Here is a 23123-nt window from a genome sequence, read left to right as displayed (position 1 = left end):
CTAGCGGTCTGCCTGGTCAGGCCCCTCGGCGGGCAGCTCCAGCACGTACTCCTCGACCTCGGTGCCGCGCGACGGGGCGTACCCCGAGTCCTCGCCGACCACGACGAAGCCGCACTTGCGCAGCACCGCGAGCGAGGCGGCGTTGTCCTTCGCGGCGCGGGCGTGCAGCGGCCGGTGCGGCACCTCGCGCAGCAGCGCGCGCAGCGCGGCGGTGGCGTGGCCCCGCCCCCAGTGGGCCGCGTCGATCCAGTAGCTGACCTCGGTCTGCTCGCCGACCGGGAAAGCGGCGACCCGCCCGACCAGCCGGCCGTCGACGGTGACGGCGCGGTTGACGATCCGCTCGTCGGCGCGGATGCGCGCCCAGTGTGCATCGAACGCGACCCGGTCGGACGGGTCCTTCGGGCCGAACGCGGCCATCCAGTTCGCCTGCGGGTCCTGCTCGTGGGCGAAGAAGGCGGGCAGGTCGTCGTCGCGCACCGGGCGGAGCAGCACCTCGTTGGTCACGGCCGGAACGATACGGGCACCCACCGACACTCTCGGGACCTCCGGCCCGGTGTGTGTCCCGTCCGGCCCTGCCGCGCCGCCGGGCGGCCCGGTTACCAAGGAGGTGGAACGACGCAGTCGAGGAGGCCGGACCATGTCGAAGTACGTCTACGACTTCATCGAGGGTGACCGCAGCCGGGCCGACCTGCTCGGCGGCAAGGGCGCGAACCTCGCCGAGATGACCCGGCTCGGGTTGCCGGTGCCGCCCGGGTTCACCGTCACCACCGACGCGTGCCGGGCGTACCTGGCCACCGGCGCGCCGCCGGACGGCCTGTACGAGGAGATCAACGCGCACCTGCGGGAGGTGGAGGCGCGGCTGGACCGGTGGCTGGGCGACCCGGGTGACCCGCTGCTGCTGGCGGTGCGTTCCGGCGGGCGGTACTCGATGCCGGGGATGATGGAGACGATCCTCGACATCGGGCTCAACGACACCACCGTCGCCGGGCTGGCCGCCCGCACCGGTGACGAGCGGTTCGCCTGGGACTCGTACCGGCGGCTGATCCAGATGTTCGGCCGGACCGTGCACGGCATCCCGGCCGACGAGTTCGAGCACGAGCTGGCCGCCCTGCGCGCCACCGCCGGGCCGGACGGGCCGGGCGCCGGGCAGCTGCGCGACCTGGTCGAGACGTACAAGAAGATCTTCGTCCGGCACGTCGGGCACGACTTCCCGCAGGCCCCGCACGAGCAGCTGTTCCTGGCCGTGCGCGCGGTGTTCGAGTCCTGGCACTCGGAGCGGGCCCGGATCTACCGGCGGCAGGAGCGCATCCCGGACGACCTGGGCACCGCCGTCAACGTGATGGCGATGGTGTTCGGCAACCTCGGCCCGGACTCCGGCACCGGTGTGGCGTTCACCCGCGACCCGGCCACCGGCGCTCCCGGCGTGTACGGCGACTACCTGACCGACGCGCAGGGCGAGGACGTGGTGGCGGGCATCCGCAACACGGTGCCGCTGACCGAGCTGGAGCGGCTGGACCCGGTCAGCTTCCACCGGCTGCGGGAGATCATGGCGACGCTGGAGCGGCACTACCGCGACCTGTGCGACGTCGAGTTCACCATCGAACGCGGCCGGCTGTGGATGCTCCAGACGCGGGTCGGCAAGCGCACCGCGGCGGCGGCGTTCGTGATCGCCGCGCAGCTGGCCGAGGAAGGCCTGATCACTGCGGACGAGGCGCTCACCCGGGTCACCGGGGCGCAGCTCGCCCAGCTGATGTTCCCGGCCTTCGACACGGCCGGCGCGCCCGAGCCGCTCGCGGTCGGCGTCGGCGCCTCGCCCGGCGCCGCGGTCGGGCGGGTCGTGTTCGACTCGGCCGCCGCGGCGGCGGCCGACGGGCCGGTGATCCTGGTCCGCCCGGAGACCAACCCGGACGACCTGCCCGGCATGATCGCCGCGACCGGGGTGCTCACCTCGCGCGGCGGGAAGACCTCGCACGCCGCGGTGGTGGCCCGGGGCATGGGCCGGACCTGCGTGTGCGGCGCCGAGGCGCTGGGCATCGACGTCGAGCGCGGCGAGTTCACGGTGGGCGACCGGGTGGTGCGGGCCGGCGACGTGATCTCGATCGACGGCACCAGCGGGCGGATCTGGCTCGGCGAGGTGCCGGTGCAGCCGTCCCCGGTGGCCCGGTACCTGACCGGTGAGCTGCGGCCGGAGGCGGACCCGCTGGTCACCGCCGTGCACCGGCTGCTCGGGCACGCCGACGCGGTGCGCACGCTCGGCGTCCGCGCCAACGCCGACACGCCGGACGACGCCCGCCGGGCCCGTGAGCTCGGCGCCGCCGGGATCGGGCTGTGCCGCACCGAGCACATGTTCCTCGGCGAGCGCCGGGAACTGGTCGAGCGGCTGATCCTGGCCGACGGCCCGGCCGAGGTCGGCGCGGCGCTGGACGAGCTGCTGCCGTTGCAGCGGGCCGACTTCCTCGGGCTGCTCACCGCGATGGACGGGCTGCCGGTCACCGTCCGGCTGCTCGACCCGCCGCTGCACGAGTTCCTGCCTCCGCTCGCCGAGCTGACCGCCCGGGTGGCGGGCGCACAGGCGCGCGGCGAGGAACCGGGCCACGACGGCGTGCTGCTGGCGGCGGTGCGCCGGATGCACGAGACGAACCCGATGCTGGGGCTGCGCGGCGTACGGCTCGGACTGGTGGTGCCGGGCCTGTTCGCGATGCAGGTGCGGGCGCTGGCCGAGGCGGCCGCACAGCGGGTCCGGGCCGGCGCTGACCCGCGCCCGGAGATCATGGTGCCGCTCGTCGGCGACGTGCGGGAACTCGCCGCGGTGGCGGACGAGGCTCGGCGAGTGCTGGCCGAGGTGCCTGATGCACCGGACATCCCGGTCGGCACCATGATCGAGACGCCCCGGGCGGCGCTGACCGCCGGGGACATCGCCGCCGAGGCGCACTTCTTCTCCTTCGGCACCAACGACCTGACGCAGATGACCTGGGCGTTCTCCCGGGACGACGTGGAGGGGGCGTTCTTCTCCACGTACCTGGAACGGGGGATCTTCCCGGTGTCGCCGTTCGAGAGCATCGACGCCACGGGCGTGGGCCGGCTGGTCCGCCTCGCCGTCGCCGAGGGGCGGGCGGCCCGGCCGGACCTGACCGTCGGCGTCTGCGGTGAGCACGGCGGCGACCCGGAGTCGATCGGGTTCTTCGCCGACGCCGGGCTCGACTACGTCTCCTGCTCGCCGTACCGGGTGCCGGTGGCGCGGCTGGCCGCCGGCCGGGCCGCCGTCGAGGCCCGCACCGAGAAGTCCGACTCCCGCTAGGAGGGCAGCACCATGACCGCCATCTTCAACCCGACCGGACCGGCTGTCACGCCGCTCCCCCGGCCCGCGCCGCCGCCGGCCGCGACGCCCGCCCCCACCCCGGCCGCGACGCCGGCCGGGCCGGTCGGCCCGGTGCTGGAACTGCCCGGGGACACCGCGCTGGTTCCGGTGAACCACGACGGCCGCCCGGTCGGCGTGTTCGTCGCGGCCGGCGGCCGGGTCCGCTACCGCCGCGTGGTCGAACCCGACCAGCTCGTCGCGGCCGCCACCGGCGCGTTCGCGGTCGCGGCGCTCACCGCCGCCGTGGCGGTGTGGTCGCGGCGCCGCCCGCCGTCGGTCGGCACCGTCACGATGGGGCCGGGCGGATGGGTCAGCCTGCGCGGCGTGCCGGCGCCCCGGCTGCGCCCGGACCACAGGCCCTGGTGGGCGCGCCTGCTGCGGGCCCGCCGCCTGGTCGTCGACCGCTGAGCACCCCAGGGGTACGGCCGCCGGTACGTCACCGGCGGCCGTACCGCCGTTCCGGCCTCGGACGGGCCGTTGGTCCCGGGTCATCGCGGTCCTGCGCCCCTGCCCGGCAGCGCCCGGACGGACGACGCTGAGGGTGAGAACGAGACCGAGGGAGGCCCCCGATGCGCGCCAGTGTCGTCACCGCGTTCGACCGTCCGATGGAGATCACCGAGCGTCCCGTGCCGGAGGTCGGCCCGGGCGAGATCCTGGTCCGCGTCGAAGCCAGCGGACTCTGCCACACCGACATCCACGCCGCCCGCGGCGAGTGGCCGGTGAAGCCTGCCCCGCCGTTCGTCCCCGGTCACGAGGGCGTCGGCCTGGTCGAGCGGGTCGGCCCCGGCGTCACCGAGCACGCCGTCGGCGACCGGGTCGCGCTGCCCTGGCTGGGCTGGGCCTGCGGCACCTGCGCGTACTGCGTGACCGGCTGGGAGACGCTGTGCGAGTCGCAGCGCAACACCGGCTACAGCATCGACGGCGCGCACGCCGAGTACGCGGTCGCCTCGGCCCGCTACGCGGTACGCGTGCCGGACGGCGTGGACCCGTTCGAGGCCGCGCCGCTGACCTGCGCGGGCGTCACCACGTACAAGGCCGTCAAGGTCGCCGGGGTGCGGCCGGGCGAGCGGGTGGCGATCTTCGGCATCGGCGGCCTGGGTCACCTCGCCCAGCAGTACGCGCAGATCTTCGGCGCCGAGACGGTGGCGGTCGACGTGACCGCCGAGAAGCTGGAACTGGCCACCTCGCTGGGCGCCGCGCACACCGTCGACGCCGCCACCACCGACCCGGTCGAGCGGATCACCGCGCTGGGCGGCGTGGACGTGGCGATCGTGCTGGCCGCGAGCCCTCGGGTGATCGAGCAGGCCCACCGTTCGCTGCGGCGCGGCGGCCGGCTGGTGCTGGTGTCGCTGCCGGCCGACAACGCGATCACCCTGCCCGTCTTCGAGACGGTACTCAAGGGCATCACGGTGCTCGGCTCGATCGTCGGCACCCGCGCCGACCTGGCCGAGGTGTTCGCGCTGCACGCCGCAGGCCGCACCCGGGTCGTCTACGAGACCCGCAAGCTGGACGACATCAACGACGCGGTGGACGACGTCCTCGCCGGCCGGGTCGCCGCCCGGCTCGTGCTCCAACCCTGACCCCCGCCCCGGTCCCCGCACCCGCGGGGACCGGGGCACCGCCGACGCCCGGAGAGGGACCGACATGACCGCCACCGAACCCCTGGCCCCCTGGCGCGGATTCCACGCCGGAGCGTGGCAGGAGACGATCGACGTGGCCGACTTCGTCCGCCACAACCACGAGCCGTACACCGGGGACGCGTCGTTCCTCGCCGGGCCGACGCCGCGCACGCTCGCCGTGTGGGACCGGCTGCGGGAGATGTTCGGCGAGGAGCGGCGGCGCGGCGTGTACGACGTCGACGCGGCCACCCCGTCGACGATCACCTCGCACGCACCCGGGTACATCGACCGGGAGCGGGAGCTGATCGTCGGGTTGCAGACCGACGCGCCGCTGCGGCGGGCGATCATGCCGGCCGGCGGGCTGCGGATGGTGGAGACGGCGCTGCGCGCGTACGGCCGCGAACCGGACCCGCGCGTGCACGAGATCTTCACCCGGTACCGCCGCACCCACAACGACGCGGTCTTCGACGCGTACCCGGAGAGCGTGCTGGCGGCGCGGCGGTCGCACGTCATCACCGGACTACCCGACGCGTACGGGCGCGGGCGGATCATCGGCGACTACCGCCGGGTGGCGTTGTACGGCGTGGACCGGCTGGTCGAGGAGCGCCGCGCACTCAAGGCGGCGCTGGACGAGCGGCGCAGCACCGACGACGTGATCCGCGACCGGGAGGAACTGGCCGAGCAGATCCGCGCGCTCGGTGAGCTGCGGGAGATGGCCGCCTCGTACGGCTTCGACATCTCCCGCCCGGCCGCCACCGGCGCGCAGGCGATCCAGTGGCTCTACTTCGCCTACCTGGCGGCCACGAAGGAGCAGAACGGCGCCGCGATGTCGCTCGGGCGCACCGCCGGGTTCGTCGACGCGTACCTGCGGCGGGACATCGCCGAGGGGCGGCTGGACGAGAGCGGCGCGCAGGAGCTGATCGACGACTTCGTGATCAAGCTGCGGATCATCCGCTTCCTGCGCACCCCCGAGTACGACCAGCTGTTCTCCGGCGACCCGACCTGGGTCACCGAGTCGCTCGGCGGGATGGGGGCGGACGGCCGGCCGCTGGTCACCCGCACCGCGTTCCGCTACCTCCAGACGCTCTACAACCTCGGCCCGGCGCCGGAGCCGAACCTGACGGTACTCTGGTCGCCACGGCTGCCGGAGGGGTTCAAGCGGTTCTGCGCCCAGGTGTCGCTGGACACCAGCGCCATCCAGTACGAGAACGACGAGCTGATCCGCCCGGCGTACGACGACGACACCGCTATCGCCTGCTGCGTGTCGGCCATGCGGGTCGGCCGGGACATGCAGTTCTTCGGCGCCCGGGCGAACCTGGCGAAGGCGCTGCTGTACGCGATCAACGGCGGCCGGGACGAGCTGACCGGCACGCAGGTGGCCCCGCCGGCCGCGCCTGTGGGCGGCGAGACGCTCGACTACGACGAGGTGCTGGCCGCGTACGACCGGACGCTGGACTGGCTCGCGGAGACGTACGTGGACGCGCTGAACGTGATCCACCACCAGCACGACAGGTACGCCTACGAGCGGCTGGAGATGGCGCTGCACGACCACCCGGTGCGCCGGTTCATGGCCACCGGCATCGCCGGCCTGTCGGTCGCCGTGGACAGCCTGTCGGCCATCCGGTACGGCCGGGTGAAGGTGCTGCGCGACGACACCGGCCTGGCCGTCGACTACGCGGTCGAGGGCGAGTTCCCGACGTACGGCAACGACGACGACCGAGCCGACGAGATCGCGGTGTGGCTGGTCGAGACGTTCGCGGAGAAGCTGCGCCGGCAGCGCACCTACCGCGACGCGGAGCTGACCATGTCGGTGCTCACCATCACCTCGAACGTGGTGTACGGCAAGCACACCGGCAACACGCCGGACGGCCGGCGCGCCGGTGAGCCGTTCGCGCCCGGGGCGAACCCGATGAACGGGCGCGACACGCACGGCCTGGTCGCCTCGGCGCTGTCGGTGGCGAAGCTGCCGTACGACGCGGCACGCGACGGCATCTCGCTGACCGGCACCGTGACGCCGGACGGCCTGGGCCACACCCGCGACGAGCGGATCGCGAACCTGGCCGGGGTGCTCGACGGCTACGCCGACGCCGGCGGGTTCCACCTCAACGTCAACGTGCTGGACCGGGCCACGCTGCTGGACGCGATGGCGCACCCGGAGCGGTACCCGCAGCTCACCGTCCGGGTCTCCGGGTACGCGGTGAACTTCGTCCGGCTCACGCCGGAGCAGCAGCGCGACGTGGTGTCGCGGACCTTCCACGGGTCGCTGTGAACGGCCGCCCGCCGGCGCCGCCGCAGGTCACTGCGGCGGCGCCGGGTGCCGTCACCGGCGCCGTGCACTCGTGGGACACCTCGGTCGGGGTGGACGGGCCGGGCACCCGGTTCGTGGTCTTCCTGGCCGGCTGCCCGCTGCGCTGCCGCTACTGCCACAGCCCGGACACCTGGTACGGCCGCAGCGGCCGCCGCCGCAGCGTGGAGGAGATGATCGCGCTCGCCGGCCGGTACCGCCGGTTCATCCAGGTGGCGGGCGGCGGCGTCACGGTGAGCGGCGGGGAGCCGCTGCTGCAACCGGCGTTCACCCGGGAACTGCTGCGCCGCTGCCACGACGACCTCGGCCTGCACACCGCGCTGGACACGTCCGGCTTCCTCGGCGTCCGCGCCGACGACGCGTTGCTGGACGCCACCGACCTGGTGCTGCTCGACGTCAAGGCGGGTAACCCGCAGACGTACCGCCGGGTCACCGGCACCGGCCGGCTCGCGCCGACGCTGCGCTTCGCGCAACGGCTGGCCGACCGGGGTACGCCGATCTGGATCCGGTACGTGCTGGTGCCCGGCCTGACCGACGCGGCCGACGAGGTGGAGCGGGTGGCCGACGTGGCCGCCGGGCTGGCCACGGTGCAGCGCGTCGAGGTGCTGCCGTTCCACCGGCTCGGCGCGCACAAGTACGCCGAACTGGGCCTGACCTTCCCGCTGGCGGACACCGAGCCGCCGGATGCCGACCTGCTGGCCCGGGTACGCGGCCAGTTCGCCGCCCGGGGCCTCACCGTCACCTGACCGGCCCGCCATGACACCACTAGGATCGGGGCATGTCTCGTCTGCGCCCGATCGCCCGTGTCCGCCCGCTGGCCGCGACCGGCGCGCAGGCCACCGGGGCGCGGGCCGTCGGGGCGCAGGCCACCGGCGCCGGTGCGACGGGCGCGCGGGCGCTCGGCGCGAGCGCGATCGGCGCGCTGGCCTTCGGCGCGTTCGCGCTCGGCGCCGTGGCGGTGGGTTCGCTCGTGGTCGGCCGGCTCGCCGTGCGCCGCGCGGTGATCCGCGAGCTGCGCATCGGCCGGCTCGAGGTGGACGAGCTGGTCGTCCGCGACCGCTGAGCCCTAGCTGGCCGCGGCCGTCGGGTAGCCGTACAGGTCGAGCAGCCGGACCCGGGACGCCTGGAGCCGGTCCACCACCACGCTCATGAACCGGGTGGTGAGCTGACGGCCGAGCGTGTCGTCGGACTCCATCAGCCGGCGTACCCCGTCGGCGTCGAGTTCCACAGCGGTGCTGCGCTGGGTGGCGACCGCGCCGAACTGCCAGCGGTACGGCGGGAACAGCCAGGACCAGCCGAGCACCCCGCCCGGCCCGATCGTCTCGATGCCCACGTCGCCGCGGCCCGGCACCGGGAAGTCCAGCGCCACCTGGCCGCCGCGGACCAGCCAGAACCGGTCGGCCGGCTGGCCGGCGCGGAACAGCCGGTGCCCGGGATGCCAGACCACCGGACGGGCGTACCCGGTGAGCCGGGGCAGCCACTCGTCGGGCAGCCCGGCCAGGAAGGGGTGGACGCGGAGCATCTCCAGCGGGGTCATCGCGCCTCCAGGGTCGACAGGAGGGGAGCACTGGCTTCCATTCCACCCCGCCACCGCCCCGGCCGGTAGGGGCCGATGGTCCCGGCCGTGCCGGGCGGATCGACTCTGCCCAGGTGGGAGCCGTCGGCGCAGGCTGAGGGGGAACCGAAGGAGGACGTGATGACCGACAGAACCGGTGCCCCCGTCGTGGTGGGCGTGGACGGCTCCCCGTCCGCGCTGGACGCGGTACGGCTGGCCGCACGCGAGGCGGTGCTGCGGCACCGGCCGCTGCGGGTGGTGAACGCCTTCCTGTGGCCGCTGGTCGGCACGCCGCTGGGCATGGTCGCCCCGGTGCTGCCCGACATCGAGCTGCGCCAGGAGGCCGAGAAGCTGGTCGAGGAGGCGGTGGACGAGGCCCGCAAGGTCGACGCGGAGCTGGCGGTGACCGGCGCTGTCGTCGACGGCGGGCCGGTGGCGGTCCTGCTGCGGGAGAGCCGCGACGCCGCGCTGCTCGTGCTGGGCCACCGGGGACTGGGCGGCTTCGCCGAACTGCTCGTCGGCTCCGCCGCGGTGCAGCTCTCCGCCCGCGCGGACTGCCCGGTGCTCGTGGCCCGGGGTGAGGCCCGCGCCGACGGCCCGGTGGTGGTCGGCGTGGACGGCTCGGCGCTGTCGGACGCGGCGGTCGGGTTCGCGTTCGCCGAGGCCGCGGCGCGCGGCGCCGAACTGGTCGTGGTGCACACCTGGCTGTACCCGCAGCCGGTGACCTACCGGGAGGCGTTCGGCGACGTCGTGCCGCTGGCGTACGACCCGCAGGAGCTGCGCGCCGACGAGCAGCGGGTGCTGGCCGAGGCGATCGCCGGCTGGGCCGAGCGCTACCCGGAGGTCACGGTACGGCCGAAGCTGGTCGCCGCCGCCACCCCGTCCCGGGTGCTCGTCGAGGAGTCCGTCGGCGCGCAGCTGACGGTGGTCGGCGCACACGGGCGCGGTAGCCTCGGTGCGCTGCTGCTCGGCTCGGTCAGCCACGCCGTGCTGCACCACTGCCACAGCCCGCTCGCCGTCGTCCGGCACCGGGGCGACCGGACCCACTGAGCCGGTTCCCCGGCCCGGGCGGGGCCGGTACCGCCACAATGGCCTGAGCCGACCGGAGGGAAAGCACCAGATGAACCGACCCGTCGTGGCGGGAGTGGACGGATCGCCGTCCAGCCTGGCCGCCGCCGACCTGGCCGCCGCGACCGCCGTCGCCCGTTCCCGGCCGCTGCTGCTCGTGCACGGCTACCTGCACCCGATGGGCTACGGCGTGCCGCTCAACCCGTACGACCTGGGGGTGCCGGCTCCCACCGCGGAGTCGGAGAAGATGCTGGAGTCGGTCGCCGCCGACCTGGCCGAGCGGCACCCGGGCCTGCGGGTGCAGGTGCGCCAGGTCGCCGGCGGCCCCGGCGCCACGATGGTCGAGGAGTCCCGCCGCGCCGAGCTGGTCGTGGTGGGCAGCCGGGGCGTGGGCGGTTTCGCCAGCCTGCTGCTCGGCTCGGTCAGCGGGCAGCTCGCGCAGCACGGGCACTGCCCGGTGCTGATCGTCCGCCCGGAGGAGCAGCCGATCCCGGTGGACGGTCCGGTGCTGGTCGGCGTGGACGGTTCCGACTCGGCCGCGTACGCGATCGAGCTGGCCGCGGACGAGGCCGACCGGCGCGACGCGGAGCTGGTGCTGATGCACGTGCGGTCGCCGGAACGCGGCGCGGTGGCGCCGGAGGTCGCGGCGGAGGCGTCCACCGCCGAGCGGGCCGAGGCGGCGGGGCTGCTGGTGGAGGCCGCGGACCGGGTCCGGGCCGCGCACCCGGGCCTGCGCGTGACGGAGCGGGCTGTGACCGCCGCCTCGCCGGAGACCGCGCTCGTGGAGGCCAGCGGCGAGGCGTCGCTCGTGGTGGTCGGCTCCCGGGGCCGGGGCGGCTTCGCCGGGCTGCTGCTCGGCTCGGTCAGCCAGGCGCTGGTGCAGCACTCCCACTGCCCGGTGCTCGTCGCCCACCGGCCCGAGCCGGCCGACGACTGACGCGCCACGCGGCCGGCAGGGTCCGGCCCGGTCCGCCGATCCGCCCGGCGTCAGGACGGGTCGCGGCCGGCGAGCAGGTCGGCGAAGTCGGTGGTGAGCGCGAACGGGTCGGCCGGGCCGGTCGCGGGCGGGCGGCGGTCCACCTGCTCGGCCAGCTCGGTTCCGGCCCGGCGGATCCGGGACCGCAGCGCGCTGTCGCCGTCGTCGCCGGCCCAGTCCTCCGGCGCGGCGAACACCGCCGTGGGCAGTGTTGCGGCCCGCAGGTACGTGAACATGGGCCGGACCGCGTGCTCCAGCGCCAGCGAGTGCCGGGCGGTGCCGCCGGTCGCCCCGAGCAGCACCGGCTTGCCGGCCAGCGCGTCCCGGTCGACCACGTCGAAGAACGACTTGAACAGCCCGTTGTAGGACGCGTTGAAGATCGGCGTCACCGCGATCAGCCCGTCGGCAGCGGCCACCTCGTCGAGCGTCCGCCGCAGCGCGGCCGGCGCGAAGCCGGTGAGCAGGTGGTTCACCACGTCGTGGGCGTGTTCGCGCAGCTCGACCACGCGCAGCTCCACAGTGGCGCCGCAGCCGGCCAGCTCGTCGCGGGCGGCCGCGGCGAGCTGGTCGGCGAGCAGGCGGGTCGACGACGGCTGGCCGAGACCGGCCGAGACGACAGCGAGGGTACGGCCGGTCATCGCTGCTCCCCGGCCGGGGCGGCGTCGCGGGCGGCGAGCAGGCTCGCGTGGGTGGGCGCCTCCGGCACGTGTGCCGGACGCAGCGAGTCGAACTCCTTGCGCAGCACCGGGACCACCTCCTCGCCCAGCAGGTCGAGCTGCTCCAGCACCGTCTTCAGCGGCAGTCCGGCGTGGTCGATCAGGAACAGCTGCCGCTGGTAGTCGCCGACGTACTCGCGGAAGCCCAGCGTGCGGTCGATGACCTGCTGCGGGCTGCCGACTGTGAGCGGCGTCTCCCGGGTGAACTCCTCGAGCGACGGGCCGTGCCCGTAGACCGGGGCGTTGTCGAAGTAGGGGCGGAACTCGCGTACCGCGTCCTGGGAGTTGCGGCGCATGAAGACCTGCCCGCCGAGGCCGACGATGGCCTGGTCCGGCGAGCCGTGGCCGTAGTGCGCGAACCGTTCCCGGTAGAGGCCGACCATCCGCTGGGTGTGCTCCTTGGGCCAGAAGATGTGGTTGGCGAAGAAGCCGTCGCCGTAGTACGCGGCCTGCTCGGCGATCTCCGGGCTGCGGATCGAGCCGTGCCAGACGAACGGCGGTACGCCGTCGAGCGGGCGCGGGGTCGAGGTGAACGACTGCAGCGGCGTACGGAACCGGCCCTTCCAGTCGACCACGTCCTCGCGCCACAGCCGGTGCAGCAGGTCGTAGTTCTCGATGGCCAGCGGGATGCCGTTGCGGATGTCCTGCCCGAACCACGGGTAGACCGGCCCGGTGTTGCCGCGGCCCATCATCAGGTCCACCCGGCCGTCGGCCAGGTGCTGGAGCATCGCGTAGTCCTCGGCGATCTTCACCGGGTCGTTCGTGGTGATCAGCGTGGTCGATGTCGACAGCAGCAGCCGTTCGGTACGCGCGGCGATCCAGCCGAGCATGGTGGTCGGCGACGACGGCACGAACGGCGGGTTGTGGTGCTCGCCGGTGGCGAAGACGTCGAGGCCGACCTCTTCGGCCTTGAGCGCGATGGCGGTCATGGCCTTGATCCGCTCACGCTCGGACGGCAGTCGCCCGTTCGTGGGGTCGACGGTGACGTCACCGACGGTGAAGACTCCGAACTGCATGACCAGCTCCTCGCGTGGGGTCCGGACCGGTCGGCCCGGGATCGCTCCTCACAACATATTTGACGAGTCAACTATTCCGGTGGCCGCCCGCCCCGGCGTGGCCCGAATCACGCGCCACCCGCCGACTACCCTTGCCGCGATGACGTACCCCTGGCTCTCCGCGCCCGCCGCGCAGGTCGCGCAGACCGCGCGGACGCTGCTCGGCTGGACCGTGTCGGCCGGCGGCGTCACCGTCCGGCTCACCGAGGTCGAGGCGTACGCGGGCACCGGCGAGGACCCGGCGTCGCACGCCCACCGCGGGCCGACGCCGCGCAACAAGGTCATGTTCGGGCCCGCCGGGCACGTCTACGTGTACTTCGTGTTCGGCATGCACTGGTGCGCGAACATCGTCTGCGGTCGCGACGGCGAGGCGGCGGCGGTGCTGCTGCGCGCGGGCGAGGTGGTCGACGGCGTCGAGATCGCCCGCGAGCGCCGGCCGCGCGCCGCCGACCGGGAACTGGCCCGCGGGCCGGCCCGGCTGGTCACCGCGCTCGGGCTCGGGCGCGACGCGAACGGCACCTCGGCGATCGACGGCAGCGGCCCGCTGCTGCTGACGCCACCGGCGAGCCCGGTCGACCCGGCGCGGATCGTGGCCGGGCCGCGCGTCGGGGTCGCCGCCGCGCACGACCTGCCGTGGCGGTTCTGGCTGGCGGACGAGCCGAGCGTGAGCGTCTACCGGCGGCATGCCCCGCGGCGTCGGCCCGCTCCGGCCGCCCCGGTGCGGAACTCTCCGGCCTGAATCGGCCGTTCCGGCAACCCGGGACACCCCGCGGCGCGTCTGTGGTGGCATGACGCGCCGACCCTTCACCATGCGTTGAGGTCACGGTGTTTTACACGAAGGGCTTTCAACGGGGTGTTGACAACAGACCATTCGTGGGTGTGGGATGGACGACATGGTCACCGTGGACAACGACCCGTTCACCGCTCCGGATGCTGCCCAGGCCCGGGCGCACCGCAACTACGCGGCGCTGCTGCGGATCGCCGAGCGGCACGCCGGCACCAACTCCCGCCGCCGGCGCTACGCCCACCCCGACGTGCCCGACGCGTACGAGGCGGCCACGCTGGTGATGGCGCTCGCCGGTGGCGCCGAGCTGGACGAGGGTGAGGAGCCGGTCGACCAGGCCGACCTGATGGCCGCGCTGACGCTGATCCCGCACGTACGGGCCGAGGTGGACGCGCTGGAGGCCGGGCTGCTGCAGGTGGCCCGCGGCCGGGGCATGACCTGGCAGGCGATCGCCTTCGGGCTGGGGCTGGGCAGCGCCCAGGCGGCCCGGCAGCGCTACGAGCGGCTCACCGTCCGCACCGGCACCGGCGACTGACGCCGGCGCGCACTGTCACAGCGGCGGGCGAGACTGTGCCGGACGACGGCACGGGAGGACGCGATGAGGCGCGAGGAGATGCTGGCCTACTGCCTGGCCAAGCCGGGAGCCTGGCTCGACCGGCCGTGGGAGGGTGACGAGGTGGTGAAGGTGGGCAGCCGCATCTTCGCGTTCCTCGGCTCCCCCGACGGTGAGGCCCGGGTCGGGGTGAAGTGCGGGGCGTCCCGGGAGGTGGCCGACGAGTGGCTGCACCGGTTCCCGGCCGACGCGCGCCCCTCCCCCTACATCGGCCGGTCGGGCTGGAACACGCTGCGGCTCTCCGGCGGCATCCCGGACGACGAGCTGATCGAGGCGGTCGACGGGTCGTACGACGCGGTGGTCGCCAAGCTCCCGAAACGCGAGCGCCCCGCCGGCTGACCGGAGAAACAACGTCCCTCAGAACAGGATCCGCGTTCCACTAAGCAGGACCGTTGTAGATCTTGGAAGCTTTGCGCCCCTATGGGGGCCATTTCGTACCAAGATCTCGGCGCGGGGCGGGGCGCGGGGCGCGGAACTGGTCCGGGGCAGGCGGATGCCTACCCCGGATCAGCGGCGCAGGTCAGCGGGGGACGACCCGCTCGGCGGCCCAATCCCGCCAGCCGGTCAGCTTGTCCGCCGCGGCGGCGAGCTGGTCCGCGACCGGGCCGGGGCCGGTGGAGCCGGGCGTGATGCGGGCGGCCAGCGCCGAACGCACCGACAGCACGTCGCGCACCGACGGATCCAGGTGCTCGCTCACCGTGGCCAGATCGGCGTCGGACACCTCGTCCAGCGCGCAGTCGCGGGCCGCGCAGAGCGCCACCAGCTTGCCGGTGATCTCGTGCGCGTCACGGAACGGCACGTTGCGCCGCACCAGCCAGTCGGCGACCTCGGTGGCGAGCGAGAAGCCCGACGGCGCGCTGGCCACCAGGCGGTCCACCCGGACCGTCATCGTGGAGATCATCCCGGCCAGCGCGGGCAGCAGCAGCTCCAGCGTGTCGACCGCGTCGAACGCCGGCTCCTTGTCCTCCTGCATGTCCCGGTCGTACGTCATGGGCAGGCCCTTGAGCATGGTGAGCACGCTCATCAGGCCGCCGACCAGGCGGCCGGACTTGCCCCGGGCCAGCTCGGCGATGTCCGCGTTCTTCTTCTGCGGCATGATCGACGAGCCGGTGGCGAAAGCGTCGTCCAGCTCGACCCAGCCGAACTCCTGCGACGTCCAGAGCACCACCTCCTCGCCGAGGCGGGACAGGTGCACGCCGATCATCGCGGTGACGAAGAGGAACTCGGCCACGAAGTCGCGGTCCGCGACCGCGTCCATCGAGTTGGCGAACGAGGTGCGGAAACCCAGCTCCTTGGCGACCGCCACCGGGTCCAGCGGCAGCCCCGAGCCGGCCAGCGCGCCAGCGCCGAGCGGGCTGATCGCGGTCCGCTCGTCCCAGTCGCGCATCCGCTCCAGGTCGCGCAGCAGCGGCTGCACGTGGGCCAGCAGCCAGTGCCCGAACGTCACCGGCTGGGCGTGCTGAAGGTGCGTCATGCCCGGCGCGGCGGTGTCCACGTGCCGCTCCGCCTGCTCGACGAGGGCCTCGGCCAGCTCGACCAGCCGGGCCGCCACGCCGCGGGCGTGGTCGCGCAGGTAGAGCCGCAGGTCGGTGGCGACCTGGTCGTTGCGGGACCGGCCGGCGCGCAGCTTGCCGCCGAGGCTGCCGAGCCGTTCCAGCAGGCCGCGTTCCAGCGCGGTGTGCACGTCCTCGTCGTCCACTGTCGGGCGGAACGCGCCGGAGGCGCAGGCCGCCTCCAGGTCGTCCAGCGCCGCGAGCATCCGGCCCAGTTCGTCCGGGTCGAGCAGGCCGGCGCCGGCGAGGACCCGGGCGTGCGCGCGGGAACCGGCGATGTCGTACGGGGCGAGACGCCAGTCGAACTGGACGCTCACCGACAGCCGGGCGAGCGCCTCGGCGGGACCGCCGGCGAACCGGCCGCCCCAGAGGCTCGTCCGGTTGGCGGGGGCGCTGTTCTCGGTCAGGCTCTTGTCGTCCACCCCACCCATTGTGGTGCCCCCCATCAGGCCCCTCCCATCCGGGCGTCCCGTTGCGCGGCCATCGTGCTGGGCAGTCCCCACAGTCGTACGAATCCCTTCGCCAGCGACTGGTCGAACGTGTCGCCGGTGTCGTAGGTGGCGAGACCGAAGTCGTAGAGGCTCGCCTCGGAGCGCCGGCCGGTGACGACCGCCCGGCCGCCGTGCAGCCGCAGCCGCACCTCGCCGGTGACGTGCCGCTGGGCGTCGTCGATGAACGCGTCCAGCGCGCGCTTCAGCGGCGAGAACCAGAGCCCGTCGTAGACCAGCTCACCCCAGCGCTGGTCGACGCCGCGCTTGAACCGGGCGAGATCCCGCTCGACTGTCACCGCCTCCAGCTCCTGGTGGGCGGTGATCAGGGCGAGCGCGCCGGGCGCCTCGTACACCTCTCGGCTCTTGATGCCGACCAGTCGGTCCTCGACCATGTCGAGCCGGCCCACGCCGTGCGCCCCGGCCCGCCGGTTCAGCTCCCGGATCGCCTGGTAAGGCGTGACCGTCTCGCCGTCGATGGCGACCGGTACGCCGCCGTCGAAGGTGATCACCAGGTCGTCCGGGTCGCGTTCCGACGCCGGGTCCTCGGTGTAGGCGTAGAGGTCCTCGACCGGGGCGTTCCAGATGTCCTCCAGGAACCCCGTCTCGACGGCCCGGCCCCACAGGTTCTGGTCGATCGAGTACGGCGACTTCGCCGACACGTCGATCGGCAGCCCCTTCTCCTGCGCGTACGCGATCGCCTTGTCCCGGGTCCAGGCGAAGTCCCGGGCGGGCGCGACGACCGTCAGGTCCGGCGCGAGGGCGGCCAGGCCGACCTCGAACCGGACCTGGTCGTTGCCCTTGCCGGTGCAGCCGTGCGACACGATCGTGCCGCCGTGGGCACGCGCCGCCGCGACCAGGTGCTTGACGATCAGCGGCCGGGACAGCGCGGACACCAGCGGGTAGCGGTCCATGTAGAGGGCGTTGGCCCGGATCGCCGGCAGGCAGTAGTCGGCGGCGAACTCGTCGCGCGCGTCCACCACCTCGGACTCGACCGCGCCGCAGTCGAGCGCGCGCTGCCGGATCACGGCCATGTCCTCGCCGCCCTGGCCGACGTCCACGGCTACCGCGATCACCTCAGCGCCGGTCCGCTCGGCCAGGTACGGGATCGCAACCGAGGTGTCCAGGCCCCCGGAGTACGCGAGCACGACCCGCTCGGTCACGAGGTGCCCCCTTCGACTGTGTCGTCGCGGCGGGCCCAGGCGGCGAGCCGCTCACCCAGCGCGGCGCCGCCGTCGGCCTCACGGGCCACGACGAGGATGGTGTCGTCGCCGGCGATGGTGCCGACGATCTCGGACAGGCCGGCCCGGTCCAGCGCGCTGGCGAGATACTGCGCTGCGCCCGGAGGGGTGCGCAGCACCGCGATGTTGCCGCTGGAGTCGACGCCGTTCAGCAGCTCACGCAGCAGCCGGATCAGCCGGGCCGGCGCGCCCTCGGCGTCGCGCAGCGGCCGGTGGCCGTCCTCCGGGATCAGGTAGACGCCCCGCCCGTCGCCGCCCCGCGCGGTCACCGCTCCCAGTTCCTTCAGGTCGCGCGACAGCGTGGCCTGGGTGACCTGGATGCCGTCCCCGGCGAGCAGGTCGGCCAGCTCGGTCTGCGAGTGGATGGGGGTGTCGCGGATCAGCTCGACGATGCGGGCGTGCCGCGCGGCGCGGGTCAGCGGAGCGGTCATGCGGATTCCTCCAGGAGAAACGTCAGCAGCGCCTTCTGGGCGTGCAGCCGATTCTCCGCCTGGTCGAACACCGCGCTGTGCGGGCCGTCGAGCGCCTCGTCGGTGATCTCCTCGCCCCGGTGGGCGGGCAGGCAGTGCAGCACGATCACGTCGGCGTCGGCGTGGCCGAGCAGCGCGGCGTTGACCTGGTACGGCAGGAACGGGGTGATCCGGTCCAGCCCGTCGTCCTCCTGCCCCATCGACGTCCAGGTGTCGGTGGCGACGACGTGCGCGCCGCGTACCGCCTCGATCGGGTCGGTGAACAGCTGCACCGACCCGCCGGTGGTGGCGGCGATCTTCTCGGCGCGGGCCACGATCTCCGGGTCCGGCTGGAACCCCTCCGGACCGGCGATCCGCACGTGCATCCCGGCTGTCGCCCCGGCCAGCAGGTACGAGTGGGCCATGTTGTTCGCCGCGTCGCCCACGTACGTCACGATCCGCCCGGCGGTGCCGCCGAAGCGCTCCCGCACGGTGAGCAGGTCGGCCAGCAGCTGGCAGGGGTGGTACGTGTCGGTGAGCGCGTTCACGACGGGCACCGTGGCGTGCTCGGCGACCTCGGCGATCCGGTCGTCGCCGTGGGTGCGCAGCACGATCGCGGCGACGTAGCGGGACAGCACCCGGCCGGCGTCGCCGAGCGTCTCGCCCCGGCCGAAGTGGGTGACCTGGGTGTCCACCACGAGCGGGTGCCCGCCCAGCTCGGCGATGCCCACGTCGAACGAGATCCGGGTACGCAGGCTCTGCTTGTCGAACAGCACCGCCACCGACTTCGGCCCGGTCAGGGGCTGGTGCGCGTACCGGTCGGCCTTCATCCGGGCGGCGAGGTCGAGCACGGCGGCCTGCTCGGCGGGCGTGAGGTCGTCGTCGCGCAGGAAGTGGCGGATCATGCGGGAGCCTCCGTCGGGGTCGTGGCGTCGGGCGCGGTGGCCTCGGCGGTCGCGGCGATGCCGGCCGGCGTGGCGGCGTCTGTGGAAGTGGGCGGCGCGGCGGCGGACAGCGCGGCCGGCAGCGCGGCGACGAACGCGTCGGCCTGCGCGGCGGTGAGGATCAGCGGCGGGGCGAGCCGGACCACGTCCGGCTGCACCGGGTTGACCAGGAAACCCGCCTCGCGCAGCGCCACCGCGGCGGCGGCGGAGACCGGCTGGTCGAGCACGATGCCGAGCAGCAGCCCGGCGCCGCGCACCTCGCGGACCAGCGGATGCCCGAGCGCCTCGACGCCGCGCCGCAGCCGCTCGCCGACCCGCTTGACGTGGTCGAGCAGGCCCTCGTGCGCGATCGTGGAGACGACCGCGAGCGCGGCGGCGCAGCTGATCGGGTTGCCGCCGAACGTGGTGCCGTGCGAGCCGGGCGTGAGCAGGTCGGCGGCCCGGCCGAAGGCCAGGCAGGCGCCCAGCGGCAGCCCGCCGCCGAGACCCTTGGCGAGCGTGACGACGTCCGGCTCGACGCCGTCGGCCTGGTGGGCGAACCAGTGGCCGGTGCGGCCGATGCCGGTCTGCACTTCGTCGAGCACCAGCAGCGCGCCGTGCGCGGCGGTGATCCGCCGGGCCGCGGCCAGGTAGCCGGGCGGCGGGACGACCACGCCGTTCTCGCCCTGGATCGGCTCGATGATCAGCATGGCGGTGTCGTCGGTGACCGCCTCGGCCAGCGCGTCGGCGTCGCCGAACGGCACGTGTGTGACGTCGCCTGGTAGCGGGCGGAACGGGTCGGCCTTCGCCGGCTGCCCGGTCAGCGCCAGCGCGCCCATTGTCCGGCCGTGGAAGCCGCCGTGGGTGGCGACCACGTGCCGGCGGCCGGTGAGCCGGGACAGCTTGAACGCGGCCTCGTTGGCCTCCGCGCCCGAGTTGGCGAAGAACACCCGGCCCGGGCGGCCGGCCAGCGCGAGCAGCAGTTCGGCCAGCGCCACCGGCGGCTCGGCGACGAACAGGTTCGACACGTGCCCGAGCGTCGCGACCTGCTTGCTGACGGCGGCCACCACCGCCGGGTGGGCGTGGCCGAGCGCGTTGACGGCGATGCCGCCGAGCAGGTCGACGTACTCCCGGCCGGTGTCGTCGGTCACGACGGCGCCGGAGCCGGAGACGAGCGCCAGCGGCGGCGTGCCGTAGTTGTCCATCATGGTGGCGTTCCACCGCTGCACGAGCGTGCTCATGAGTCGATCACCATCGTTCCGAAGCCCTCCGACGTGAACACTTCCAGCAGCGTGGAGTGGGCGACCCGGCCGTCGACGACGTGCGCGGCCGGCACTCCCCCGCGCACCGCCCGCAGGCAGGCCTCCATCTTCGGGACCATGCCCGACTCCAGGGACGGCAGCAGCTTCGCCAGGTCGTCCGCGGTGATCTCGCTGACCAGGCTGGACGTGTCGGGCCAGTCGGCGTACAGGCCTGGCACGTCGGTCAGCACGACCAGCTTGCGGGCGTCCAGCGCGACCGCGAGCGCGGCGGCGGCGGTGTCCGCGTTGAGGTTGTGCAGCACCCCGTCGGCATCCGGCGCGACTGTCGAGATGACCGGGATCCGGCCGGCCTCGATCAGGTCGGTGACCGCCGAGACGTTCACCGACTCCACGTCGCCGACCTGGCCCACGTCGACCGCTTCCCCGTCCACGTACGCGGGGCGGCGCACCGCCGTGAACAGTCCGGCGTCCTCACCGGAGAGGCCGACCGCGTACGGGCCGTGCGCGTTGATCAGCCCGACCAGTTCCCGGCCGACCTGACCGACCAGGACCATCCGGACCACGTCCATCGCCTCCGGGGTGGTGACCCGCAGGCCACCGCGGAACTCGCTGGCGATGCCCAGCCGGCCGAGCATGGCGGAGATCTGCGGGCCGCCGCCGTGCACCACTACCGGCTTCAGGCCGGCGTAGCGCAGGAACACCATGTCGGCGGCGAAGGCGCGCTGGAGTTCCGGTTCGACCATGGCGTTGCCGCCGTACTTGACCACGACGGTGGCGCCGGAGAAACGGGCCAGCCAGGGCAGCGCCTCGATCAGCGTGGCGGCCTTGGCCTGGGCCCTGGTGAGGTCAGCACTCAGATTCATGTGGAATAGGCCGAGTTCTCGTGGACGTACGCGTGGGACAGGTCGTTGGTCCAGATGGTGGCCGCGTCGGTGCCGGCGTGCAGGTCGATCCGGACCGTGACGCCGCGGCCGGTGAGGTCCACCTTGGCGCGGTCCTCGGCGGCGGCGCCGCCCCGGCACACCCAGATGCCGTTCACCGCGACGTCGACGCCGTCCGGTTCGAACACGGCGGCGGTGGTGCCGACCGCGGCGAGGATCCGGCCCCAGTTCGGGTCGTTGCCGAACAGCGCGGTCTTCACCAGGTTGTTGCGGGCCACCGTGCGGCCCACCTCGACCGCGTCGTCCTCGCTCGCCGCGCCGACCACCTCGATCGCGACCTCCTTGGTCGCGCCCTCGGCGTCGGCCAGGAGCTGCTGGGCCAGGTCGTGGCAGGCGGCGGTGACCGCGGCGGTCAGCTCCTCGGCGGTCGGCTCGATGCCGGAGGCGCCGCTTGCGAGCAGCAGCACCGTGTCGTTCGTGGACATGCAGCCGTCGGAGTCGATCCGGTCGAACGTGATCCGGGTGGCGGCGCGCAGCGCGGCGTCCAGGGCATCAGGCCCGGCCACCGCGTCGGTGGTGAGCACGCAGAGCATGGTGGCCATGGCCGGGGCGAGCATGCCCGCGCCCTTGGCCATGCCGCCGACGGTCCAGCCCGTACCCTGCGCCACAGTCGTCTTGGGCCGGGTGTCGGTGGTCATGATGGCCTCGGCGGCCGCCGGGCCGCCGTCGCGGGACAGGCCGCGCACCGCATCGCGTACGCCGGGAAGCAGTTTGTCCATCGGCAGCCGCTCGCCGATCAGGCCGGTCGAGCACACAGCGACCTCGCCCGCGCCGACGATCAGCCGGGCGTTCGCCGCGGTGATCGCGGCGGCGGTGTGCTCGGCGGTGGCGTGGGTGTCCTGGAAGCCGGCCGGGCCGGTGCAGGCGTTCGCGCCGCCGGAGTTGAGCACCACGGCGCGCACGACGCCGCCGTGCACGACCTGCTGGCTCCACAGCACCGGCGCGGCCTTGACCCGGTTGGCGGTGAAGACACCGGCCACACCGGCGTCCGGGCCGTCGTTGATCACGAGGGCGACGTCGGCGGCGCCGGAGGACTTCAGTCCGGCCGCGACACCTGCGGCGCGGAACCCACGGGGGACGGTGACGCTCACGGGGCCACTCCAAACACGGACAGACCGGTGGTCTCGGGGAGACCCACCATCAGGTTGGCGTTCTGCACGGCCTGGCCGGCCGCGCCCTTGCCCAGGTTGTCGATCGCGCTGACCACGATCACCCGGCCCGAGTCGACGTCCACAGTCGCCTGGAGGTGGCAGGAGTTCGACCCGGCGGTGGCGGCGGTGTGCGGCCACGTTCCCTCGGGCAGCACGTGCACGAACGGCGCGTCGGCGTACGCGGCGGCCAGCACCGCGCGCGGGTCGGCGTCGCCGGTGGGCACCGCGGTGACTGTGGACAGGATGCCCCGGGGCATCGGCGCGAGCACCGGGGTGAAGGACAGGCCGGTCGCGCCGGTGGCCTGCTTGATCTCCGGCACGTGCTGGTGCGCGCCCACCTTGTAGGGGGTCAGGTCGCCCATCACCTCGCTGCCGAGCAGATGGGCCTTGGCAGCCCGGCCCGCCCCGGAGGTGCCGGAGGCGGCGACCACCACCACGTCGTCGGGGCGTACCGCGCCTGCCGCGATCAGCGGCGCCAGCGCCAGCGTGGTCGCCACCGCGTAGCAGCCGGTGCTGGCGACCCGCGTCGCGGCGGCGATCTCGGCCCGCTGCCCGGGCAGTTCGGGCAGCCCGTAGGTCCAGGCGCCGGCGTGCTCGCCGCCGTAGTAGCGGGACCAGGCGCCGGCGTCGCGCAGCCGGTGGTCCGCGCCGAGGTCCACCACCTTGACCGTGTCGGGCAGCGCCGCGGCGAGCGCCGCGGACTGCCCGTGCGGCAGGGCCAGGAAGACCAGGTCCGCGTCGGCGAGGGTCGCCGGTTCGGTCGCGGCGAACACCAGGTCGAGGCCGGCGAGGTGCGGGTGTACGGCGCTGACGGGCTGACCGGCCTGGCTGTGTGCGGTGGCGGTGATCAGCTCGAACTCGGGGTGACCGGCGAGCAGGCGCAGCAGCTCGCCCCCGGCGTATCCACTCGCCCCGGCAACAGCAACCCGAATGCCCATACCCACCTCCGCATGACTATGCAGAGAAGGTTACCAGCGACAAGGCGAGCAGTGCAAGTTCATGCAGCATACTGCATGAAGCTGCGGCGGGCGGCCCTTCCTGGGAGGGGGTCGGAAGGGCCGCCCGG

The 23123-nt window shown here is 74.1% G+C and carries 23 protein-coding genes; 11 read left to right on the top strand and 12 right to left on the bottom strand.

Features of this window, described 5'->3' with window-relative positions; genetic code table 11:
* Positions 1-504 carry a GNAT family N-acetyltransferase gene (locus O7611_RS09395; RefSeq protein ID WP_269696580.1) on the bottom strand — a complete coding sequence of 168 codons (504 nt, stop codon included), beginning with the start codon at positions 502-504 and terminating at the stop codon, positions 1-3.
* Between the two features lie 133 nt (positions 505-637).
* On the opposite strand from O7611_RS09395, the gene ppdK reads away from it, so the two are divergent.
* From ppdK to O7611_RS09365, 6 genes are all read left to right on the top strand, one after another.
* Positions 638-3298 carry a pyruvate, phosphate dikinase gene (gene ppdK, locus O7611_RS09390; RefSeq protein ID WP_194802829.1) on the top strand — a complete coding sequence of 887 codons (2661 nt, stop codon included), beginning with the start codon at positions 638-640 and terminating at the stop codon, positions 3296-3298.
* A gap of 12 nt (positions 3299-3310) precedes the next feature.
* Complete coding sequence (locus O7611_RS09385) at positions 3311-3766, top strand: hypothetical protein (RefSeq protein WP_194802830.1); 456 nt, start codon at positions 3311-3313, stop codon at positions 3764-3766.
* 161 nt (positions 3767-3927) lie between these two features.
* Positions 3928-4938 carry an alcohol dehydrogenase AdhP gene (adhP, locus tag O7611_RS09380; RefSeq protein WP_194802831.1) on the top strand — a complete coding sequence of 337 codons (1011 nt, stop codon included), beginning with the start codon at positions 3928-3930 and terminating at the stop codon, positions 4936-4938.
* Between the two features lie 64 nt (positions 4939-5002).
* Positions 5003-7246 (top strand): formate C-acetyltransferase, encoded by a 2244-nt coding sequence (gene pflB / locus O7611_RS09375; RefSeq protein WP_269696579.1) that lies wholly within the window; start codon positions 5003-5005, stop codon positions 7244-7246.
* Positions 7243-8028 (top strand): pyruvate formate-lyase-activating protein, encoded by a 786-nt coding sequence (pflA, locus tag O7611_RS09370; protein ID WP_194802833.1) that lies wholly within the window; start codon positions 7243-7245, stop codon positions 8026-8028. The genes pflB and pflA overlap by 4 nt, the downstream gene beginning before the upstream one ends.
* Before the next feature lie 32 nt (positions 8029-8060).
* Positions 8061-8345 carry a hypothetical protein gene (locus O7611_RS09365; RefSeq protein ID WP_194802834.1) on the top strand — a complete coding sequence of 95 codons (285 nt, stop codon included), beginning with the start codon at positions 8061-8063 and terminating at the stop codon, positions 8343-8345.
* Between the two features lie 3 nt (positions 8346-8348).
* Here the strand turns inward: O7611_RS09365 and O7611_RS09360 are convergent, their stop codons facing one another.
* Positions 8349-8819 carry a cyclic nucleotide-binding domain-containing protein gene (locus tag O7611_RS09360; protein WP_013285560.1) on the bottom strand — a complete coding sequence of 157 codons (471 nt, stop codon included), beginning with the start codon at positions 8817-8819 and terminating at the stop codon, positions 8349-8351.
* Positions 8820-8978: 159 nt separating this feature from the next.
* On the opposite strand from O7611_RS09360, the gene O7611_RS09355 reads away from it, so the two are divergent.
* Positions 8979-9887 carry a universal stress protein gene (locus tag O7611_RS09355; RefSeq protein WP_269696578.1) on the top strand — a complete coding sequence of 303 codons (909 nt, stop codon included), beginning with the start codon at positions 8979-8981 and terminating at the stop codon, positions 9885-9887.
* A 70-nt stretch (positions 9888-9957) separates the two neighbouring features.
* Entirely contained in the window at positions 9958-10842 is an 885-nt protein-coding gene (locus O7611_RS09350) for a universal stress protein (protein ID WP_269696577.1), read from the top strand.
* Positions 10843-10892: 50 nt separating this feature from the next.
* Here O7611_RS09350 and O7611_RS09345 read toward each other — a convergent pair whose 3' ends face one another.
* Together O7611_RS09345 and O7611_RS09340 are read right to left on the bottom strand one after the other, a co-directional pair.
* The gene (locus tag O7611_RS09345) at positions 10893-11519 is read right to left on the bottom strand and encodes a CE1759 family FMN reductase (RefSeq protein WP_269696576.1); all 627 of its coding nucleotides are present in this window, start codon (positions 11517-11519) and stop codon (positions 10893-10895) included.
* Positions 11516-12613: an LLM class flavin-dependent oxidoreductase gene (locus O7611_RS09340; RefSeq protein WP_194802838.1), complete on the bottom strand. Its 1098-nt coding sequence runs from the start codon at positions 12611-12613 to the stop codon at positions 11516-11518. Before O7611_RS09340 ends, O7611_RS09345 begins: the two co-directional genes overlap by 4 nt.
* Positions 12614-12752: 139 nt before the next feature.
* Here O7611_RS09340 and O7611_RS09335 point away from each other — a divergent pair, with 139 nt between their 5' ends.
* From O7611_RS09335 to O7611_RS09325, 3 genes are all read left to right on the top strand, one after another.
* Complete coding sequence (locus O7611_RS09335) at positions 12753-13391, top strand: DNA-3-methyladenine glycosylase (RefSeq protein ID WP_194802839.1); 639 nt, start codon at positions 12753-12755, stop codon at positions 13389-13391.
* Between the two features lie 145 nt (positions 13392-13536).
* Positions 13537-13971, top strand: a complete 435-nt coding sequence (locus O7611_RS09330; protein ID WP_225853232.1) for a DNA-binding protein — start codon at positions 13537-13539, stop codon at positions 13969-13971.
* 63 nt (positions 13972-14034) lie between these two features.
* The gene (locus tag O7611_RS09325; RefSeq protein WP_194802840.1) at positions 14035-14388 is read left to right on the top strand and encodes an MmcQ/YjbR family DNA-binding protein; all 354 of its coding nucleotides are present in this window, start codon (positions 14035-14037) and stop codon (positions 14386-14388) included.
* 181 nt (positions 14389-14569) lie between these two features.
* Here the strand turns inward: O7611_RS09325 and argH are convergent, their stop codons facing one another.
* From argH to argC, 8 genes are read right to left on the bottom strand one after another with little or no spacing between them, the layout of a single operon-like run.
* Positions 14570-16033 carry an argininosuccinate lyase gene (argH, locus tag O7611_RS09320; RefSeq protein WP_269698072.1) on the bottom strand — a complete coding sequence of 488 codons (1464 nt, stop codon included), beginning with the start codon at positions 16031-16033 and terminating at the stop codon, positions 14570-14572.
* A gap of 14 nt (positions 16034-16047) precedes the next feature.
* A complete protein-coding gene (locus O7611_RS09315) occupies positions 16048-17253 on the bottom strand; it encodes an argininosuccinate synthase (RefSeq protein ID WP_194802841.1) in 1206 nt (401 codons plus the stop codon).
* Positions 17250-17762 (bottom strand): arginine repressor, encoded by a 513-nt coding sequence (locus O7611_RS09310; protein ID WP_071095704.1) that lies wholly within the window; start codon positions 17760-17762, stop codon positions 17250-17252. Before O7611_RS09310 ends, O7611_RS09315 begins: the two co-directional genes overlap by 4 nt.
* Positions 17759-18685, bottom strand: a complete 927-nt coding sequence (gene argF, locus O7611_RS09305) for an ornithine carbamoyltransferase (RefSeq protein WP_269696575.1) — start codon at positions 18683-18685, stop codon at positions 17759-17761. The genes O7611_RS09310 and argF overlap by 4 nt, the downstream gene beginning before the upstream one ends.
* Positions 18682-19944 (bottom strand): acetylornithine transaminase, encoded by a 1263-nt coding sequence (locus O7611_RS09300; RefSeq protein ID WP_269696574.1) that lies wholly within the window; start codon positions 19942-19944, stop codon positions 18682-18684. The genes argF and O7611_RS09300 overlap by 4 nt, the downstream gene beginning before the upstream one ends.
* Positions 19941-20828, bottom strand: a complete 888-nt coding sequence (gene argB / locus O7611_RS09295) for an acetylglutamate kinase (RefSeq protein WP_269696573.1) — start codon at positions 20826-20828, stop codon at positions 19941-19943. The genes O7611_RS09300 and argB overlap by 4 nt, the downstream gene beginning before the upstream one ends.
* The gene (gene argJ / locus O7611_RS09290) at positions 20825-21997 is read right to left on the bottom strand and encodes a bifunctional glutamate N-acetyltransferase/amino-acid acetyltransferase ArgJ (protein ID WP_194802844.1); all 1173 of its coding nucleotides are present in this window, start codon (positions 21995-21997) and stop codon (positions 20825-20827) included. The genes argB and argJ overlap by 4 nt, the downstream gene beginning before the upstream one ends.
* Complete coding sequence (argC, locus tag O7611_RS09285; protein WP_269696572.1) at positions 21994-22995, bottom strand: N-acetyl-gamma-glutamyl-phosphate reductase; 1002 nt, start codon at positions 22993-22995, stop codon at positions 21994-21996. The genes argJ and argC overlap by 4 nt, the downstream gene beginning before the upstream one ends.
* Positions 22996-23123 lie beyond the last annotated feature (128 nt).

The sequence above is a fragment of the Micromonospora sp. WMMC273 genome (assembly GCF_027460285.1).
Classification (GTDB): Bacteria; Actinomycetota; Actinomycetes; order Mycobacteriales; family Micromonosporaceae; genus Micromonospora; species Micromonospora aurantiaca.
The sequence above is the reverse complement of the archived record's forward strand: the minus strand, read 5'-3'. Positions and strand labels throughout refer to the sequence as shown.

What these genes read in the sequence shown, in the direction of transcription:
- ppdK (WP_194802829.1), top strand. Translation starts at nt 638, where the DNA reads ATGTCGAAGTACGTCTACGACTTCATCGAGGGTGACCGCAGCCGGGCC.
- O7611_RS09385 (WP_194802830.1), top strand. Translation starts at nt 3,311, where the DNA reads ATGACCGCCATCTTCAACCCGACCGGACCGGCTGTCACGCCGCTCCCC.
- adhP (WP_194802831.1), top strand. Translation starts at nt 3,928, where the DNA reads ATGCGCGCCAGTGTCGTCACCGCGTTCGACCGTCCGATGGAGATCACC.
- pflB (WP_269696579.1), top strand. Translation starts at nt 5,003, where the DNA reads ATGACCGCCACCGAACCCCTGGCCCCCTGGCGCGGATTCCACGCCGGA.
- O7611_RS09365 (WP_194802834.1), top strand. Translation starts at nt 8,061, where the DNA reads ATGTCTCGTCTGCGCCCGATCGCCCGTGTCCGCCCGCTGGCCGCGACC.
- O7611_RS09360 (WP_013285560.1), bottom strand. Translation starts at nt 8,819, where the DNA reads ATGACCCCGCTGGAGATGCTCCGCGTCCACCCCTTCCTGGCCGGGCTG.
- O7611_RS09355 (WP_269696578.1), top strand. Translation starts at nt 8,979, where the DNA reads ATGACCGACAGAACCGGTGCCCCCGTCGTGGTGGGCGTGGACGGCTCC.
- O7611_RS09350 (WP_269696577.1), top strand. Translation starts at nt 9,958, where the DNA reads ATGAACCGACCCGTCGTGGCGGGAGTGGACGGATCGCCGTCCAGCCTG.
- O7611_RS09345 (WP_269696576.1), bottom strand. Translation starts at nt 11,519, where the DNA reads ATGACCGGCCGTACCCTCGCTGTCGTCTCGGCCGGTCTCGGCCAGCCG.
- O7611_RS09340 (WP_194802838.1), bottom strand. Translation starts at nt 12,613, where the DNA reads ATGCAGTTCGGAGTCTTCACCGTCGGTGACGTCACCGTCGACCCCACG.
- O7611_RS09335 (WP_194802839.1), top strand. Translation starts at nt 12,753, where the DNA reads ATGACGTACCCCTGGCTCTCCGCGCCCGCCGCGCAGGTCGCGCAGACC.
- O7611_RS09330 (WP_225853232.1), top strand. Translation starts at nt 13,537, where the DNA reads ATGGACGACATGGTCACCGTGGACAACGACCCGTTCACCGCTCCGGAT.
- O7611_RS09325 (WP_194802840.1), top strand. Translation starts at nt 14,035, where the DNA reads ATGAGGCGCGAGGAGATGCTGGCCTACTGCCTGGCCAAGCCGGGAGCC.
- argH (WP_269698072.1), bottom strand. Translation starts at nt 16,033, where the DNA reads ATGGGTGGGGTGGACGACAAGAGCCTGACCGAGAACAGCGCCCCCGCC.
- O7611_RS09310 (WP_071095704.1), bottom strand. Translation starts at nt 17,762, where the DNA reads ATGACCGCTCCGCTGACCCGCGCCGCGCGGCACGCCCGCATCGTCGAG.
- argF (WP_269696575.1), bottom strand. Translation starts at nt 18,685, where the DNA reads ATGATCCGCCACTTCCTGCGCGACGACGACCTCACGCCCGCCGAGCAG.
- O7611_RS09300 (WP_269696574.1), bottom strand. Translation starts at nt 19,944, where the DNA reads ATGAGCACGCTCGTGCAGCGGTGGAACGCCACCATGATGGACAACTAC.
- argB (WP_269696573.1), bottom strand. Translation starts at nt 20,828, where the DNA reads ATGAATCTGAGTGCTGACCTCACCAGGGCCCAGGCCAAGGCCGCCACG.
- argC (WP_269696572.1), bottom strand. Translation starts at nt 22,995, where the DNA reads ATGGGCATTCGGGTTGCTGTTGCCGGGGCGAGTGGATACGCCGGGGGC.